This window comes from Enterococcus sp. DIV0756, assembly GCF_051710745.1.
In the GTDB taxonomy this organism is placed as follows: domain Bacteria; phylum Bacillota; class Bacilli; order Lactobacillales; family Enterococcaceae; genus Enterococcus_A.
On record NZ_JBIOLF010000002.1, the window covers coordinates 195197 to 213046 of the forward strand.

Below are 17850 nucleotides of genomic sequence, written 5' to 3' on the forward strand. Positions count from 1 at the left end.
AAAGGAGGAAATCAGATGACCTTTTTTGAACAAGAAAAGCCCTACCGTGTGACGTTTGATTTAGAACAAAATGTTTTTATCGTTTACTCAACGATTACTGGTCAACAGGGAATTGGAATCACCATTGAACAAGCGATCTACGACTTAAAAAAATCTGCCTAAGGAGCGCATCTCTCAATGAATGAAGCCTATAATTAAAAGCCTCTGCTTAAAAATTGAAAGCAGAGGCTTTTTTGTATGCGCAACTTACATAATTGTTCGTTCACGATAAGGTAAATCAATGTCTTCCTTCTTTCGTTTCACGTTATACTGAATCAAAGAAAATTACGGAGGTAGAAAACTCATGAAAAAAATGTTATTTCCATTCTTCGCAATAAGTTATTTGTTCGCTCATATTACATTGCACTTGTCCCTTTACCCAATTGATTGGGTAGCCGGTTTATTTAAATAAGTGGAGGTAAAAAATGCTTGAGATGATCATTCAATTTTTCAAAAATCTGATAGATTTATTTAGTCAACTTGTTGATGTAATTTCTGATATTGTCCTGTATTTGTTCTCCGCTCAGTTATAAAAGTCGTAGAGTCCTTAAAAAGGACTCTTTTTTTCTTGACTATCCCCTTCTTTTATTAGATGATGAGAGTTTGAGTAAGAAAGTAGGAGAAACATGAGTATCTTAGATTTAACAGGAATCGCCCAACAATTCGGCGACAAGATCTTGTATGAAGATTTAGAATTACATTTGAATAAGGGGGAACACCTTGGCCTCATCGGACAAAACGGCGCAGGAAAAAGTACCCTAATCAAAATTATTACTGGAGAACAATTACCAGATGAAGGCACAATCGCCTGGCAAAAAAACATCCATGTGGGCTATTTAGATCAATACGTGGAAGTCGATCCAACATTATCCATCAAAGACTTTTTGAAGACTGCCTATGCGGCAGACTTTGAAAAAGAAGCAAAAATCGGCGAATTATATATGGATTACAGTGAATCAATGGATGATAAACTGCTAGAAAAAGCTGGAAAATTGCAGACAGAATTAGATCAAGGTGATTTCTACCAAATTGATACCTTGATTGCTGAAATGAGCAGTGGTCTGGGATTAGATGTTTTAGGTATGGATACACCACTGGAGGATTTAAGTGGTGGTCAGCGTTCCAAATTGATTCTAGCGAAATTATTATTGGAAAAGCCGGATGTATTGATTTTGGATGAGCCTACAAACCATTTAGATGACGAACATGTAGCTTGGTTGAGTCAGTTCTTACAGGAGTTTACTGGTACATTTGTGGTTATTTCCCATGATCGCGACTTTTTGAATCAAATTACCACCCATATCGCTGACATCGAGTTCGGAAAATTAACCAAATATACTGGTAATTTAACAAAAGCATTAAAACAAAAAGAGCAGTTCCAAGAAACCTACATGAAACAATATGCCGCTCAAAAACGTCAGATCGAAAAAACAGAAGCCTATATTCGCAAATACAAGGCCGGTTCACGTTCCACCATGGCGAAAAGTCGTCAAAAACAATTAGATAAAGTAGAACGTTTAACGCCGCCTTCAACCAATGCAATCGCTCACTTTGAGTTTCCTTACGCACCAATCGTTACAACTTTGGCGCTTGAAACGACTGATCTTGAGATTGGTTATCAAAAACCCTTGTTGGCACCGATTAACATGACCCTGCGCTATGGCGAAAAAGTTGCGATTCGTGGCTTTAATGGCATTGGTAAATCCACATTGCTGAAAACGTTGATTGGGGCGATTCCAAAAATTGCCGGTGAATTTCACTTTCCAGCAAATACAAAAATTAATTATTTTGAACAGGATCTGCAATGGGAAAATCCTTATCAAACGCCCTTACAGTATTTAAGCGAACATTTTCCAAAAGAAACTGTTAAAGAGCTACGAAAGCATTTAGCCAAAGCCGGACTGCCGAATCAATTAGCACAAGAACCGTTGAGTACCTTAAGTGGTGGCGAGCAAACCAAGGTCAAGCTTTGTCAGATGACCATGCAAAAAGGCAACCTGCTAATTCTCGATGAACCAACCAACCACATTGATCAAGCAACGAAGGACAGTTTACGTGAAAGCTTAGCGAATTTCGCTGGTACGGTGATCGTCGTTTCCCATGAGGAAGGCTTTTATCAGGATTGGACCGATCGTGTGATTGAGATTAGTCAGTAAAGTATCAATCGATAAGAAAGCCATACAGCTACTTACTTTCCTAATGTAAAGTAAAGTGGCTGTATGGCTTTTCCTATGTAAAGAATTTTTCGAATTCCCTTAACACTTCATTCTATTTCCAACGTAGCGTTTCTTTCTCCTCAGCAGTTAAACCAAAACCTTCGTGATGCGCCAATACACGTTGCTGTAAATTAGGCACCTTTGACCCTTTTTTTACTAAAATATCTACTCCTGCCGGGGTCATCAATGATTTTTCAAAACGAATCACTAGTACATCCCCTTTGATCGTTACTACTTGCCAGCGGCTGCTTAAAATTCTTAATATTCCTAGACCACGCCAAACAAATTTACCGTCTTTAACATGATCCACCCCTTTGATCTGTTTCGTTTTGTTATTCACTTCATATTCCACTAGATCGAGTAATTCCACTGCTTTCTTCTCTGTTTGTTTATACGTAATTCGGGGATTTTTTCTTTTATTCGACAACCACATCGGAAAATTTGTTCCTTTGATTTCCCAAGTACCTTCTAATTGTGTATGCCATGCTGTCATAGGCTCACCTCGTTTTCTTCTAATCAGTGTAAAATAAAAGTGATTCATGCTAAAGAAATATGCTTCTGCTCGATTTTAGGCATACCGAATCTTTTTCTTTTAATTTCCTGATTTTGGGTGTATGATGACATCGTAGAAAATAGAAAAGTTTAAAGAAAGGTGGGAGTGTATTGAGCATAAATAAACATCCCATTTTAGAACATACAAACGGGCTCTCTTTAGAAGAGGTCAATGGTACCATCAAAGTACCGAAAGGAAAAAGCTTTTGGCGGACATTGCTCGCCTATTCAGGACCGGGCGCGTTAGTCGCTGTCGGATATATGGATCCAGGAAATTGGTCAACCTCTATCACTGGTGGTCAAAATTTCCAATACTTATTAATGTCAGTCATTCTGCTTTCAAGTTTAGTGGCGATGCTTTTACAATACATGGCAGCCAAACTAGGAATTGTTACCAGAATGGACTTAGCCCAAGCTATTCGCGCTAGAACGAGTAAATCGTTAGGGATTGTTCTTTGGATTTTAACTGAATTAGCGATTATGGCCACCGATATCGCAGAAGTTATCGGGGCAGCAATTGCCTTGTATTTATTGTTTAATATTCCATTAGTTATCGCGGTCTTTATTACCGTCTTTGACGTCTTTCTATTATTGCTATTAACCAAAGTGGGATTTCGAAAAATCGAAGCCATTGTTGTTTGTTTGATATTCGTCATTCTTTTTGTTTTCATTTACCAAGTAGCCTTATCTAATCCTAACTGGAGCGATGTCTTGAAAGGCTTTGTTCCGACCAGTGAGACCTTTTCAAACGGTCCCGCCATTGGTGGTCAAACACCATTAACTGGTGCCTTAGGAATTATCGGCGCAACAGTAATGCCCCATAATCTTTACTTGCACTCAGCCGTTTCACAAACTCGCCAGGTTGATCATGATGATGAAGAGGATGTCGCAAATGCTGTTCGCTTTACGACGTGGGATTCAAACATTCAATTATCGCTAGCCTTTCTTGTCAACGCGTTGCTTTTAATTATGGGCGTTGCGGTATTTAAAACTGGAACCGTTAAAGACCCTTCATTCTTTGGATTGTATGAAGCGTTGTCCAATCCAGCTACTATGAGCAATGGAATTTTGATGAATGTCGCAAAAACAGGCGCTTTATCAACCTTGTTCGCTGTTGCCTTGCTGGCTTCCGGTCAAAATTCTACCATTACTGGTACTTTAACCGGGCAAGTAATTATGGAAGGCTTCGTGCATATGCGCATGCCTATCTGGCTTCGCCGTCTAGTTACCCGATTGATTTCAGTGATTCCCGTATTGATTTGTGTGCTGCTCACTCGGGGAGACACGGTCGTAGAAGAACACGAAGCTTTAAACAATCTAATGAACAACTCGCAAGTTTTCTTAGCTTTCGCTCTGCCTTTCTCCATGCTGCCGCTATTGATGATGACAAATAGCAGCGCAGAAATGGGTGAACGCTTCAAAAATAAACGAATCATTCAACTGCTTGGCTGGATTTCAGTTGTCGGCCTTACTTACTTAAACTTAATTGGTTTACCTAGTCAAATCGAAGGCTTCTTCGGTGATAATCCTTCTGCCCTAGAAATTACTACAGCAGACGGTATTGCGTATGTTTTAATTGCGGCTGTGCTTGCCTTATTAGTCTGGACGGTTGTTGAATTGCATAAAGGAAACAAACGTGTAGCACTGGCTGCGAAGGAACTAGATGAGGATTTATCAGAATAAAAACGAAGTTCTTGGAAAATCATTCATAGATTTTCTGAGAACTTCGTTTTTATATGTTTTCTTTTTCTGGATACCAATTAATTCCCGCTTTTTTCGCTTGCGCAAATAACTGACGATAGTTTAATTGATACGTTTGACCGTCCTTGATAAAATGTGTTCCGCACTGACGAAATTCAAAAGGAATCGCTCGTTCCACGGTTTCTTCCCGCAACTTCAAAATCCAATCATAATTTAACGGGCGTGCATTTTTATGGTATTCGCCACCTGCAATAACTAATTCAATACCCGTCAAATAATCAGCAATAGAAATTTCTTCAATCAACGGCTGACAAGCGATATTTTTATGTTTGATTGGTAGCTCTTGGAATAAGGACAGGCGTTGCTCCGCGCGCGCCTGATTTTCAACGGAAACACCGATCGTAACATTATCGTAACCGTCGCCCCAGTCTTCAGGCACACAATCCATTAAACGTTCAATTCGTTTAGTCAAGAACATGAAATGAAGATCACTGCGCTCTTTGATCATTTGCCAGCATTCCGCGCGCCACGGATCAGCTTCCTCGATTAAAAAATCACTGGAGAAACAAACGAAGACCGTTTGTCCGCCCTTCATTTTATACCCATTCTTCGTTTTTTTAACAGGCGCATCAAACTGAGCCGACCTCTCAATCTTACTTGTATCAACTGCTCGCTTTTTATCGCCTTCATGAATAAAGCAATACTTGCACCCTTCACTTACTCGACGACACCCCCGCCATGGATTCCACATGCCCATTTTCTCACCCACTTTTTCTTTTATCTTATCAAATTTGCTAAGGGTGACGCGAGCTATTTCGTTATTAGAGCATTAATTGCGTAAAAATGCTAAAATTAAGTGATAGATTTAAAAAAAGGAAGTGATTTTTTGGAGGAATATCGCGGCTTATTAGAAAAGACGATTTTGTTACAGGAAAAGCCGATTATGATGTCTTTATTGATTATGAGTGATGGTGAAAATAAAACCGAAGTCTTGATCAAAGACCGTTATCTATCCAGTTATGTTTTTCGTTTACCGGAAAATAAATATATGATCCATATTGAGGGACGCCGCAACAAACGGAATCAATTGGTAGCAAAACATTTTGAGATCATGAATCCTGATGAGTATATCAAAATCATCGGTGCACCAGAATAAGCAACATTTCATATACTGTTAAACAGAAGAGGAGCAAAACCCTTGTCAAAAAAAACTAAACTAGTTGCTGCGATCATAATTGCGGCAGCTAGTTTCGCTGTGTATAGCGTAAAAGACCATGTTCAAGAACCAAAACCGAATGCACCACAAATAACACAATCAGAAAAGAAAACGCAAAATCAATCGCAGACACAAGTTATTCCGCCTCAGCAAGATCTAGCCCAGCTAAATTACGAAGGCACCCAGACCATCGAAATCAACCAAAACAATCCGACTTTTTCTAAAGAGGACCTCTCAACTGAAAAAGGTCCTTGGGAAAGATATGGGGACTTAGATCATTTGAATCGTGCGACTGGCGCAGAAGCCTTATTGAATAAGAAACTCATGCCGACTGAAAAACGTGGGGAAATTTCCAGCGTGACTCCAACGGGCTGGCATAATAAAAAAATCAACGGGCAATACCTATTCAATCGGTCTCACTTAATTGGGTATCAATTAACTGGACAAAATGCCAATTGGAAAAATTTAATCACGGGAACACGTCAATTGAACAGTCCCGAGATGCTGCGCTTTGAGATGGATATCAAATACTATTTAGAGAAAAGCAATAAAAATTATGTCCGCTATTCCGTTGTTCCTGTTTTTCGTAACGAGGAGCTCTTAGCACGCGGTGTTCATATGATGGCCCAATCGATTGGCAGTGAGGAGATTCGCTTCAATGTATATATTTTCAATGTGCAAAATGGTGTAAAACTAAATTATGCAGATGGCACCAGTACGACAGAATCAACTTCACAATCTTCAACTTCAACAAGGGTTTCTGCGGAAAAAGAATATATTGATGATAAGGGCCAAGGCTTGATTAAAGGATCAAAAAGTGGCGTCTACCATCTTCCCGGTAGTAAATATTACGATAAAACCACCAATCCACGGGCTTGGTTTAAGACGATTGAAGAAGCCAAAAAGGCTGGTTACCGTCCCGCCAAATAAATTATCAAAGTTTTCACTTTTTTACTTTACAGATACATTTCTTATGTTACAATATTGTTACAAAACGTAAACAAAAACATAAGGAGTGATTACTTTGAAAAAAATTTTTTTTGCTTTAACGCTATTTATTCTCTTCCCCATCAGTGCAAATGCCGAGACAGAAAGCTCCGCTGCAGCGAATAACACCCCTGCAGCCGGAACTGAACAGACCGTTTCCACTGAAAATAGTGCAACAGTTGATTCAAATACGACAACTGAAACGGGCTCGTCCAGCATCACTGAAAACAATGAGGTTAAAGATATTCAACAAGCAAAAGACGATACGATTGATCAAATTGAAAAAGAAACGGGCGTAAAGAAAAGCAGTGATCCGATTGGTAGTGAACACGATACCAATAAGATTCGCGAGATGTTAAAAGGTGAAACGATGAAAAGCATCATCACACCTAGCGAAGTGGATAGCTACACTGATCAACAACTATTGAATGCCATGACACTTTGTGAGCGAATCAGTTCCGATACTTACGGTTTAGACGTTAGCGGGTACGCGCGTATACTGCAAGCTTTGTATAAAGATAAAAGCTTGTCTTGGGATAAAATCGAAAATATTATGAATTACAATCCAAGTAATTATACAAATGCCCTTGAGATGATTGATCAGATTGACAGCCTGCAAGCCTATTTGGCGGCCCTGTATCCTAGCAACAGTTCTTTCATGCCGATTCGTCAAATGAGCAATCAAGAATTATCCAATGTTTTAAAATACATTTCACCGATTCAAGAAAAAATGATCGGAACTGAAGGCGACTTCTTCCCTGGCATTATTGCTTGGATCAGTCGTTATGCGGAGAAGGATGAGGTTCGTAACGGAGTGACTACTTCCAGCACAACCGAAACATCAACGACAGAAAGTTCAACAGTTACTTCAACAACAAACAGTGCCGAAAACAAAGCACCTGCGAAAGATAACAACGATAAAAAAGAGGACAAAGGCGGCTTCTTACCAAAAACGGGTGAAGAAAGAAGGACCTGGCTTACTGCAGCTGGTGTTATTATCTTAGCAATCATCGCATTTATTATGATTCGTCGAAATCGTAAAAAATAATAAAAAATCAGTGAGCGAGAATAGCAAGTGAAGTGACCCCCAAAAGTTAGACTTATTTCGGAGTAGAGAAATCTACTCCTTTTTTTGTTTGTTAAGATGGGCAATTATGCCGCTTTCTGTGCAGCTTTTCGAAATTGAACAGGGCTTTTCCAGTTCAATTTCTGTTTCATCCGGTGATTGTTGTAGTAATAGATATAGTCATCGATCGCCGTTTTTAGTTCATCAAAACTGTGATAGGTTTCCCCATGAAAGATTTCTTGTTTTAGAAGACTGAAGAAATTCTCCATGATTGAATTATCTAAACAATTCCCTTTGCGAGACATACTTTGAAAGATTTTCTGTTTCTTTAGTTTTTGCCGATAGGCCTTCATTTGATAAGCCCAACCTTGATCCGAATGGAAGGTGCGACGATAGGGGCAATCAGCCGTGATCGCGATGGCTTCTTCTAAACCTTCCATAATTGCCAAGGCATTCGGTTTTTCTGAAATGCGGTACGAAAGAATCTCGCTATTATACATGTCCATAAACGGGTCTAGGTATAACTTTCTTTGTCGGATCACGCCTTTGGTATCTATTTCAAAATACTTGAATTCTGTTGTATCAGTCGTAATTTTTTGATGACAGATATTCGTGTAAAAATGACGACGAATTCGGTGTTTCGCCACTTTGCCGACCTTTCCTCGGTAAGAGCTGTAGCGACGTGATTTCCGAGTGTAGGAACGGACTTCGATCCCTAGTTTTCGAATCAAACGTTGAACTTTCTTTTTATTGACATGAAAGCCTCGCTCTTTTAGTTCGTTGGTCATTCGTAAACAGCCATAATCTTTGTGTTCTTTACGAATACGAAGCATTTCGGCTTCGATTCCTTGATCGGGATTTTCTCTGTCAAATCGTTTTTGCCAGTACATAAATGTCGCTTTAGGAAAGTTCAACGTCTCAAGAAGCTCAACTAATTTGAATGATCCTCGGAGGCTGACGATGGTTCGTGCGATTGATTCGTTCGTCTTTGTTGGGCTTCCTGTTTTCGCAGCTTCCTCAGCTCTTTTAAAAAGGCATTCTCAATTTGAAGGGAACGCACTTGTTTTTCTAATTCTTTAATACGGTCTCGTTCTTCCGGTGTTGTCTCAATTGAACGCTTCTTTTTCTGTTCTTTTTTCTCAGCCAAAGCGGATGGACGTCCTTTCGTTTTTGAGAGTCCATCGATACCATCATCCCGAAATTTTCTCATCCAATTGGCAATGAGAGACGGATTATTCATTTTAAGTACATTGGCAATTTCACGATAAGACAGCTCACTAGTTTGATATAACTCTATCGCATCCAACTTAAATTGAACAGAATAATTCGCATTTTTACGTTTTCTGAGAAGACCTTCTTCGCCAAATTCCCGGTAGGAATTCACCCAATCTAGTATTTGTCTACTATCCTTAACCGAATGTACCTTTGCTAAATAGCTATAACCACCTTTCCCATCTAAGTATTCTTGAACTACTTTCAATTTGAATTCAAAACTATATTTAGTCATAAAAAATACCGACCTCCAAGAGCTAGATTTTGGTCTAACTTTTGGGGGTCGGTTCAAAGATTCTTTCGCCCACTGATTTTTTTATTTTTGTTTTTCCTGATACCCTTGCCAATCGGCTTCAAACTGAGCAATACCATTGGTAGTTAATGGATGACTCCATAATTTTGGAAACAGATTCCCCGGAATTGTTGCAATGTCTGAACCTGCTAACGCAGCGGCCTCGACATGACCAAGGTTTCTTACACTGGCTGCGATGATTTCTGTATCGAAATCATAAATATCAAAGATTTCTCGTAAATCCTCAACCAGCTGGATACCATCAGAAGCAATATCATCTAAGCGTCCCAAAAAAGGACTGACATAGGTAGCTCCAGCTTTAGCGGCCATCAACCCTTGAGCTGCTGAAAAAATTAAGGTCACATTTGTTTTGATCCCTTCTTGTGAAAGTGTGTGAACCGCTTTTAAACCCGCTTCCGTCATTGGAATCTTTACAACAATATTTGTGGCCCACTGATGAATTTCACGTGCTTCGCAAATCATTCCTTCACTGTCTAACGAGGTGACTTCCGCACTGACAGGCCCACGAACTAAGTGGCAGATTTCTTTGATTACTGTTTTAAACTCCTTGCTTTTGCAATAATCGTAGGGTTCGTCGTGACACCATCTACTAAGCCAAGCTGATTGATCCGTTCAATCTCTTCAATGTTCGCTGTGTCTAGAAAAAATTTCATCATTTCCTCCTATTATTCGCTCATTCCACTGCAACAGCACTTGTCTTTACATCAGCCGATATTCCTTCTTTATTACAAGTATACTCACTCCTATCGACTCCATCAAGTTCAGAAATGAGCGTCCATCTTTGTGACAGTTTTGTTCGTTCTAGATAGGTCCCGCGCCTGATTTATGCTTCTAATAAACTTGATAAGCTAACTGTATCAAGTTTGAAAGGACGATTAATTCATGATCAAAAAAATACTTGGAGTCATTTTAGGAATCTTTATTCTGTTAGTTGGTGCAATGCTTTATTCAAAAAATTCATCTAGTGAGGTTGCGGGTACTCTTGATCAACTAAACCCTTTAGTTCCTAAAAGTGAGCTTTTTGTTAAAACAACGAAACCTCAGTCAGTCAATAGCTATGGAACGGCTAGCTACGAACAAATTGCAGCTGACGAAAATGGGAAAACTCGCAGAATTCAATTTAATGGAATTTCTGAATTAAAGACCAATCGCTATTTAAAAATAACCGGTAAAGGTGCCCACATTGAGACCTATGAGGAGGTTAGGCGTGATCAGGTGCCAGAAAAAGCGTTAAATGAAATTGATCCGCGGTAACCGCAAGCCGAAAGGTTCATCTGTCTTTATGACGGATGAACCTTTCGGCACTTCTTATTACCTAATGATTATAGTCGAAATTTTCGCGTATCTTGCCATATAAGCTGCCTGGCTTCCAAAAAAATTCTTTATTCTACTTGTAGACTTCGCTCCAATAACTAGAAGATCTGGATTGTTTAGCGGAATAAACTTATTAATGATCAGCTCACCAGGGTTTCCCTTGTTGACTATCGTTCTTACATCAATAACCCCGTATTCGAGAGCCTCTCTTTTATACCCCTCACACCGTTCTTTTAGTTCGGTCATTTCCTTCTGCCAGTAGTTTCGATCTAAAGATTGATAAACATTAATATTTTTCTCCTCTAATATGGATACAATGATCAATTCAGCCATCTCGTGACGTGCCACTTGAATTGCATAACGAAACGCTTTTAATGCATCGGGACTCTCATCTACCCCAACCATAATTTTGTTAAAAGTCATCTTCCTTCTTCCCTTCAGAGATAGTCGTCTTCAGTTGTTGCGCGTATCTTTTATCTCCCTTGTATAATTCAATCACTGTCCAAAGCAATAACAAGAGAACGAAAACGATGATGATATAGGCAACGTTGTCCGCTAAATGTAGTTGGCTTCTTGATGGATTGTCTCCAAAGAAACCTTCAATCTGATTAGGCAGACCTTTCATATTCAGAAAAATTAGTCCAATGACTGATATCCATCCTAGAAGTTTTATTCCCCAGGAATTTTTAAACCGTTCTCCCATTTCGACTCGGCTATCCGTAAACATCAGTAATGGCAGCATAGAAAATGGCAGCGCAAAGGCCAGAAAAACTTGAGAGTTATTCATTAAATTATTTATCGCGATATGTTCCTGAACTTCGCTTTTTCCGCTAGTAAGGAAAACACAGATCAGCACAGGAATCACAGATAACAACCGCGTAACCAATCGACGCAGCCAGATAGGCACTCTCATATGAACGAATCCTTCCATGATAATTTGTCCGGTAAGTGTGCCGGTAATGGTCGAGTTTTGCCCTGAAGCTAAGAGTGCTACAGCAAAAAGAATCGATAAAATCCCTGAACTAGCCACATGAGCCAAGATTGAATTATTCATTACAGACGGATCAGACAGTGCTTTAAACAACCCGAAAAAGGATGGATCGGCGACACTTCCGGTTCTGAAAACTGCCACTCCCATAATCAGCAACAAAGAATTCACAAAGAAAGCCATCGTTAATTGAATATTTGAGTCCCATTTAGAGAAACGTAATGTACGTGCAATATCCTCTTGATCTTCATGATTGATTTTTCGACTTTGAACAATCGAAGAATGTAGATAAAGATTGTGCGGCATAACTGTCGCTCCAATAATTCCTAATGCACCAGTCAAAGGTGTTTGACCTGCGACCATATGTGTTGTAGAGAATGCTTCCGATCGCGGTATTAATCCTTTAAAAACAGCGTGCCATTCCGGTCGCGACAAAGCAACTTGATAAGCAAAAATGACAAAAATCACGACGATCAACGCTACAACAATCGCTTCGATTTTTCTAAAACCGATTTTCGTCAATAATAGCAATAGTAAAACATCAAACACTGTAATAAATACAGCAAGAAACAACGGAATGTGGAATAGCAAGTATAAGGCAATAGCTCCCCCAATTACCTCAGCGATATCCGTTGCCATAATCGCTAGTTCAGTCAATAGCCAAAGTACGATCCCCAATGATTTACTGGTTCTAGCTCGAATTGCCTGCGCTAGATCCATTTGGGAAACAATACCTAATTTCGCTGACATATATTGCAGCAGCATCGCAATTAAACTAGAAATAAGAATAATCGACATTAAGAGGTATTGAAAGTTTTGCCCTCCGGTAATAGAAGTCGACCAGTTTCCAGGGTCCATGTATCCTACCGCGACTAAAGCACCTGGTCCTGAATAGGCGAATAATGTTTTCAAAAAACCTACATCTTTTGGAACTTCTATTGTTCCATTGATTTCCTCCAGCGATGGACCATTCGCGTATTCTATTAAATGATGTTTCTTGTGTGAAAAATCTTTATTATTTTGTGAGTCATTCAATTAAATACCCTCTTTCATTAAATTTGCTTTCAAAAATTTTTAGGCACACCTAAAATATCGCAAGATCTTTCGTTAGGCAATAGCCAAATTGATGACACTTACTCCAAGGACAATCCCGTTAGCCATACAAAATGTTATGTGATGCAGATGATTTCATCGTCAATACACTTCGTCAGGTCTTCTCTCTACTCTACTCATGAATTGTTTATAAAGTTATTTTAAAACGATCAAAAGATAGCTAAATCGTTTTTTTATAAATCGAAATATCCCCTTTCCGATATTTCCGTAAAGCCTTTTCCTTTATATAGCAATGCTAATCCAATCAATTCTTTTTTAAATATATTATTAAGAAAAAACATCCGACTATTTTTATTTTTAATAAATCGTTATTATATATTCAACCGAAAGCGAATATAACCTTGTTAGGTGAGGCTTCTATGCAAACATAAGCTATTGCGCAGAAACATCGAAAGATGCCAATGTGTAAAACAGGAATTGTCGAATTAAGGCTTTTCTAAAGATAGCTAAGAGTTTTCTTTACGTTGTATAGTGCTAAAACTCAGACGATGAGAGGACATAAAAGGATTGCCTTCTTATTGTGTATAAGAGGACAATCCTTTTTGTTGATAAAAAAATAGTTCTAATGAGAGGAAGTTTTACCATGAAACGAGCGCAAAAAATTATTTTACTTGGTCTCACATTAATACTGATGTGTACCATTTCAGTCTCTGCCTATTTTCTATTAGTCAACCAACATTTAAGGAAAACCCTAGACAACGGCTATCATCCGATTAAAAACGAGTATCATGCGGCAAAGAAACAGGATGCGGAATCTTTTCTGGTTATGGGTTTAGACAACACCATCGAAAGGAAATTAGGAACAACGAGAACCGACGCGATGATGGTTATTACCGTCAACAACAAAACCAAAAAAATCACCTTTTGCAGTCTCCCGCGAGATAGTTTCGTCCCGATCGCGGCTAAGAACTATCGTGGCAATCAACGGATTGAAGCGGCCTACACTTTTGACGGACCAACCGCTTCTGTGAATACGGTAGAAAAATTGCTGAAGATTCCAATCGATCATTATTGTGTATTTAATTTTTTATCTTTTATTCAGTTCATTGATGCAATCGGTGGAATCGATATCAACGTCCAGCACTCCTTTGACGGTGTTACAAAAGACGGCCCAGGTGCCATCCATTTCGATGAAGGGAGACAGCATGTTGATGGCACAAAGGCCCTCTCCTATGCTCGCGAACGTCATAGCGACAACGATATAATGAGGGGCTTTCGCCAACAAGAGATTATCCAATCCGTTGGAAAAAAATTGAAATCAAAGGATGTTGTCAAAAATTTGACAGGTATCATCGACTCCTTTGATAATAATATTCAAACCGATATCACGACCGATCAATTGCTTAAACTAATAGAAAGTGGATTGATTTATAACAATTATGAGAAACAAAGACTCACCTTTGATTGGCGAACCTTTAGCAATCAAGGTCGCAGCATGGTTGAGCTCTATCCGGATAGCATTCAATATGTCAGTCATGAATTGCGGGTAAGTCTCGGAATCGACAAAAAAGACGATCGTGATAAAAAATCATTTGTCTTTCACACAAATGGTCAATATCTCTATCAAAGCGACTATTCTGTCCAAGATGAAGCAGCAGAGGAAAAAGAATCTACTTCTCTGAACGGCAATGTCTATATTGGAACACCAGGTAATACGGAAACTGGAACGCTGCCTACCGTAAAAACCAAAAACGGGTTTGTTCCTTAAGCAGAAAATGATTTACCAAACGAAATGAACGTTCTATTTTGAACAAAAAAATCAGCGTAAGTAAGTGTTAATTGCACTTGCTTACGCTGATTTTTGATCTACTTAAATAGATTTTTCTTAACGGATACCATTTCCTTTGAGTTCAATTTCTTTGAATGTTCGCTTTAAATCATTTTCTACTTCCTCAATATCAAAAACCTGTTGGCTGTTCTTATTTTTGTATAAATAATAATCCAAGCTTAACGCACTAGGCAACGTAAGAAAGCCAATCGATTCATTTGCCAGAAGTTCCTTTTCTATTGCATGAATCACAAAAATTGCCTTTTTCTCATTCAACCATTTATGAATCCCTAAACTATCATGGCAATAAAGGTATTCAGGATCAATATTAAAATATTCAGCTGTCCTTTGAGTTAACTGTTGATGCCCCACATGATCGGTCAAAATGATAAAAGGAAATTTTTCTAGATCCTCTGCTGCCGCCTGTCTCAATTCATTCGTTACCAGTGATTGATTAGCCGCCAGTAACATTTTCGAACGAATTAGTGAACAGCGCTCAAATTGTGGATCATCCATCAGGCAACTAGTTATTACTAAGTCAATTTCCTTATGCTTAAGTTGCTTCAGTAACTCTAAAGGAGCGTCATTGACATAGTTGATCGTATAGCTGTCATTGCAGCACCCACACTCTCCTGCTTCAAATATTAAAACTGATTCGCTAATCCCCACCCTAAAAGAAGGACGATCAATCATTTGATAAAGAGGGAAATGGATTTTTTTTGCTTCCTCAATGATTCGCTTCACAAAAGGGAGAATCCTCTGTCCTTCTTCACTCAAAACTAGTTTCTTTCCGTGACGCGTAAATAAATCATAGCCTAGCTCGTTTTCCAGGCTTTTAAGGGCTGAGCTCAGAGAAGAGATTCCAATAAACAACTCTTTCGAAGCTTTTGAGAGGCTATTGTATTTTGCAATGACGTAGAAGTACTCTAATTTCTCAATCGACATTTCTTTCACATCCCAACAGTAAATTTTAGGCCAACCTAATTTTGCTCTTTTAAACGACTATTAGGCAAGGAAAAACATTAAATAACAAGTATTCTTTAACAGTGGTTAACTATTTTGAGGCTCTTAGCACCAAACAAAAATAGACGGAGGCCTCTCTTAATAAATTGGAAAGCATTTCTATAAAAAGCGTAATGATAATAAAAAGCTTTATTAGTAAGGACTACAGTCTTTCATATAGTGATTGTTGTCTGAGTAACAATTGATTTATCATCCTTCACGAGTATGATGAGTTTGCACAATAAAATATAATCATATTAGGTGAGGTTACTCTGAAGAACACAGGTTATCGCTCGGAAATGTCGAGAGACAGTAACGAGTAAAGCAGGGATTGTCGAATTAAGGCTTTCCCAAGATAACTAGAAGATCCTTTTCTTACGTCTCAGAAAGCCAAAGCTCAATTAACGTGATTTCCTTATAAACTTGTCTATTTATTCGGTGACCTCCTTAATATGATTATTTAGGAGGTTTTTTACATTGAAAGTTTTCAACGCTTCATCAAAGCAAAACAATCAGCTTACAAGAATTATCGGAAATATCACCTTCCTATTTATCTTAGCTCTTTTTGCTTTCATACTGATTTTCTCGCTGATGAAAATGAACCGCCCGCTTCAAACGTTACCCTCGGAAGAATTTTTATCGACGGTGAATAAACATAAGGACTTTTTATCCGTCACAAATCTTGGTTATTTTTCCATTCGAACGATGTTTCGAATGATTGTCGGAATGGTTTGGTCTTTCTTATTTTCCTTTGTTTTTGGACTTTTAGCAGTGAAATATAAGACTGCCAGAAGAATTATTCTACCGTTAGTTAATTTTCTTGAATCCGTGCCTTTATTAGGCTTTCTAACTTTTACAACTGCTTGGCTGCTGGGGTTATTCCCAGGAAATGTGTTGGGTGCTGAATGTGTTGCCATCTTCGCAATTTTTACTGGTCAAGCATGGAACATTATGTTGACACTCTACCAAATCATGGAAGTTATCCCTTCGGATCTGTCCAATGTTACTGAGCAATTCAAATACAACCCTTGGGAAAAATTTTGGCGGCTTGAATTTGTATATGCGATCCCGGGTTTGCTTTGGAATGTGATTATTTCTCAAACGGCGGCTTGGTTTGCATTAGTAGCTAGTGAACAAGCTTCTGTAGCTCTACCAAAGGATACGACTCTTTTTTTACCGGGAATTGGTTCATATATTCAAGTGGCATTGAACCGTGCCGACTTCAAGGCTTGTTTGTGGGCTGTTCTAGCGTTGCTACTGAATGTGGTAATCCTAAATTTCTTAGTATTTCAACCGCTGGTTCGGGCAACTTATTACTTCAAATATGAGACAGACGTTGAAAGTACAACACCGCCAAAATCAATCGTTTATCAACTGTTAAAAAATGCATCATTAACGAAACAGTTTTCAAAGGGTTTTGCAAGTTTCAGCAGATTTTGGATCTACGATATACCAAAAATTTGGTATTTCTTAAAATTGGATCATCTGTATCGATTAGTGTCGAAATTACGGAATTTTTTTAAAACCTTATGGTATGTCAGTCTAGCGTTTGTGGTAATCATTTGTTCGATCAAGCTCTATCATTTCTTACCTCATCAAGATTTCAGCATGATTCCTAGATTAACGCTCTATACCACTTTAAGAGTGACATTGGCAATGATTGTTGCCGGAGTCATCTTTACACCCTTAGCCATTTGGGTCGCTAGTGATAATCGCCGGTTAAATATTGTTCAACCCATCGGTCAAATTTTGGGCTCAATTCCTTCGAATGTTTATACACCCTTTGTCGTTCTTGTTATTGGTATGGGTTTTAACAAGTTACAATGGTGGATTCTGCCGCTTATTATGGTTGGGTGTCAATGGTATTACTTCTTTAATGTAATCGCCGGTTATTTAGCAATTCCTGATGACATACGAGACGTGACGAAACTATTTAAACTGTCTAAATGGCAATGGTGGACCAAATACCTAATTCCTTCGATTCTGCCTTATCTAATTACAGCGATTATTAATGCTGCTGGTGCAGCTTGGAATGCAGACATTGCCGCTGAAAGTATTCAATGGGGTAAACAAACAATCAATGTCACAGGCTTAGGTCAATATATTTCAGTGAATGATGGAATAAAAGATAAATCCGCTTTGGGTACATTAGCGATGTGCTTTATGGTAGGACTTTGTATCGCTTTTATTTGGCAACCGCTATATCGAGTAGCTAAAGAAAAATTTCACTATTAGTAGTTTTACCCCATTATTTTTTTAGCATGCAAACGAAAGGAGAAGTATGATCGACTCGTTCGATTATG

Annotated in this window: 15 protein-coding genes, 1 pseudogene and 2 riboswitches; of the genes and pseudogenes, 9 read left to right on the forward strand and 7 right to left on the reverse strand. The window is 38.7% G+C overall.

Annotation, left to right across the window (positions count from 1 at the left end):
- The first annotated feature begins 15 nt into the window (after positions 1-15).
- Together IGI44_RS17335 and IGI44_RS17340 are read left to right on the forward strand one after the other, a co-directional pair.
- A complete protein-coding gene (locus IGI44_RS17335; protein ID WP_438789196.1) occupies positions 16-162 on the forward strand; it encodes a hypothetical protein in 147 nt (48 codons plus the stop codon).
- Positions 163-665: 503 nt separating this feature from the next.
- Positions 666-2195: an ABC-F family ATP-binding cassette domain-containing protein gene (locus tag IGI44_RS17340; RefSeq protein ID WP_438789197.1), complete on the forward strand. Its 1530-nt coding sequence runs from the start codon at positions 666-668 to the stop codon at positions 2193-2195.
- A gap of 112 nt (positions 2196-2307) precedes the next feature.
- Here the strand turns inward: IGI44_RS17340 and IGI44_RS17345 are convergent, their stop codons facing one another.
- Positions 2308-2748, reverse strand: a complete 441-nt coding sequence (locus IGI44_RS17345; RefSeq protein WP_438789198.1) for a hypothetical protein — start codon at positions 2746-2748, stop codon at positions 2308-2310.
- 170 nt (positions 2749-2918) lie between these two features.
- Between IGI44_RS17345 and IGI44_RS17350 the strand changes: the two genes are divergently transcribed.
- Positions 2919-4490 (forward strand): Nramp family divalent metal transporter, encoded by a 1572-nt coding sequence (locus IGI44_RS17350; RefSeq protein ID WP_438789199.1) that lies wholly within the window; start codon positions 2919-2921, stop codon positions 4488-4490.
- Positions 4491-4539: 49 nt separating this feature from the next.
- Here IGI44_RS17350 and IGI44_RS17355 read toward each other — a convergent pair whose 3' ends face one another.
- Positions 4540-5265, reverse strand: a complete 726-nt coding sequence (locus IGI44_RS17355) for a DUF5131 family protein (RefSeq protein ID WP_438789200.1) — start codon at positions 5263-5265, stop codon at positions 4540-4542.
- 129 nt (positions 5266-5394) lie between these two features.
- Between IGI44_RS17355 and IGI44_RS17360 the strand changes: the two genes are divergently transcribed.
- The 3 genes from IGI44_RS17360 to IGI44_RS17370 all read left to right on the forward strand — a co-directional run bounded on the left by IGI44_RS17360 (position 5395) and on the right by IGI44_RS17370 (position 7759).
- Positions 5395-5664 carry a hypothetical protein gene (locus IGI44_RS17360; RefSeq protein ID WP_016178166.1) on the forward strand — a complete coding sequence of 90 codons (270 nt, stop codon included), beginning with the start codon at positions 5395-5397 and terminating at the stop codon, positions 5662-5664.
- Between the two features lie 42 nt (positions 5665-5706).
- Positions 5707-6654, forward strand: a complete 948-nt coding sequence (locus IGI44_RS17365; protein ID WP_438789201.1) for a DNA/RNA non-specific endonuclease — start codon at positions 5707-5709, stop codon at positions 6652-6654.
- A gap of 85 nt (positions 6655-6739) precedes the next feature.
- Positions 6740-7759, forward strand: coding sequence for an LPXTG cell wall anchor domain-containing protein (locus tag IGI44_RS17370; RefSeq protein WP_438789202.1), 1020 nt, complete (start codon positions 6740-6742; stop codon positions 7757-7759).
- A gap of 104 nt (positions 7760-7863) precedes the next feature.
- Here the strand turns inward: IGI44_RS17370 and IGI44_RS17375 are convergent.
- A protein-coding gene (locus IGI44_RS17375; protein ID WP_438789203.1) for an IS3 family transposase occupies positions 7864-9284 on the reverse strand; the annotation gives its coding sequence in 2 pieces (ribosomal slippage) (positions 7864-8807 and positions 8807-9284; 1422 coding nt in all).
- A gap of 81 nt (positions 9285-9365) precedes the next feature.
- Positions 9366-10015: pseudogene (gene fsa, locus IGI44_RS17380) on the reverse strand (fructose-6-phosphate aldolase).
- A 229-nt stretch (positions 10016-10244) separates the two neighbouring features.
- Here fsa and IGI44_RS17385 point away from each other — a divergent pair.
- Positions 10245-10616 carry a YxeA family protein gene (locus tag IGI44_RS17385; RefSeq protein WP_438789204.1) on the forward strand — a complete coding sequence of 124 codons (372 nt, stop codon included), beginning with the start codon at positions 10245-10247 and terminating at the stop codon, positions 10614-10616.
- A gap of 57 nt (positions 10617-10673) precedes the next feature.
- Here the strand turns inward: IGI44_RS17385 and IGI44_RS17390 are convergent, their stop codons facing one another.
- Positions 10674-11099 carry a universal stress protein gene (locus IGI44_RS17390; RefSeq protein WP_221675556.1) on the reverse strand — a complete coding sequence of 142 codons (426 nt, stop codon included), beginning with the start codon at positions 11097-11099 and terminating at the stop codon, positions 10674-10676.
- The gene (locus tag IGI44_RS17395) at positions 11089-12699 is read right to left on the reverse strand and encodes an Nramp family divalent metal transporter (protein ID WP_438789205.1); all 1611 of its coding nucleotides are present in this window, start codon (positions 12697-12699) and stop codon (positions 11089-11091) included. The genes IGI44_RS17390 and IGI44_RS17395 overlap by 11 nt, the downstream gene beginning before the upstream one ends.
- A 411-nt stretch (positions 12700-13110) precedes the next feature.
- A riboswitch (M-box (ykoK) riboswitch) is annotated at positions 13111-13278 on the forward strand.
- Between the two features lie 82 nt (positions 13279-13360).
- Between IGI44_RS17395 and IGI44_RS17400 the strand changes: the two genes are divergently transcribed.
- Positions 13361-14485 carry an LCP family protein gene (locus IGI44_RS17400; protein WP_438789206.1) on the forward strand — a complete coding sequence of 375 codons (1125 nt, stop codon included), beginning with the start codon at positions 13361-13363 and terminating at the stop codon, positions 14483-14485.
- Positions 14486-14602: 117 nt separating this feature from the next.
- Here the strand turns inward: IGI44_RS17400 and IGI44_RS17405 are convergent, their stop codons facing one another.
- A complete protein-coding gene (locus IGI44_RS17405) occupies positions 14603-15490 on the reverse strand; it encodes a LysR family transcriptional regulator (protein ID WP_438789207.1) in 888 nt (295 codons plus the stop codon).
- Between the two features lie 303 nt (positions 15491-15793).
- Positions 15794-15963: riboswitch (M-box (ykoK) riboswitch) on the forward strand.
- 61 nt (positions 15964-16024) lie between these two features.
- Here IGI44_RS17405 and IGI44_RS17410 point away from each other — a divergent pair.
- Complete coding sequence (locus IGI44_RS17410; protein WP_438789208.1) at positions 16025-17782, forward strand: ABC transporter permease subunit; 1758 nt, start codon at positions 16025-16027, stop codon at positions 17780-17782.
- Positions 17783-17850: the final 68 nt, after the last annotated feature.